Genomic DNA, 382 nt, shown 5'->3' with positions numbered 1-382 from the left:
TCGGCCCGATCGCGATCGGCCGCATCGGCCTTTCGATGGCAGGAAGATGGGGCCGAAGGAGACATTCGAGAAATTTACTTGCTGGATTTCAGATATTCATGGAACCCATAACTCGATGAAGTACGATCTCAACCTGCTGCCCGTCCTCGTGGCTCTCATGGAGGAAAGGAGCGTCACCCGCGCCGCGAACCGGCTGGGCATGACGCAGCCGGCCCTCTCGAACGCGCTGAGTCGCCTGCGCGAGACGCTCCGCGATCCGCTGTTCATCCGCGAGCGATACGGCATCAGGCCGACCCAGCTCGCCGAGGAGATCACCCCGACCATCGAGGCTGCGCTGGCGCAGCTGGACGAGGTGATCGTCCAGCAGCAGGAATTCGACCCG

General features: G+C 62.6%; 1 protein-coding gene. It reads left to right on the top strand.

Translation table 11 applies throughout. From position 1 onward, the window contains the following. Window positions 1-115: 115 nt before the first annotated feature. Window positions 116-382: LysR family transcriptional regulator (locus ATO4_RS26765; protein WP_139802745.1), on the top strand; the 267-nt coding region annotated here is incomplete at its 3' end.

Origin of the sequence: Aurantimonas sp. 22II-16-19i, assembly GCF_002088275.1 — a bacterium.
Taxonomy (GTDB): Bacteria; Pseudomonadota; Alphaproteobacteria; order Rhizobiales; family Rhizobiaceae; genus Jiella.
The sequence above is the reverse complement of the archived record's forward strand: the minus strand, read 5'-3'. Positions and strand labels throughout refer to the sequence as shown.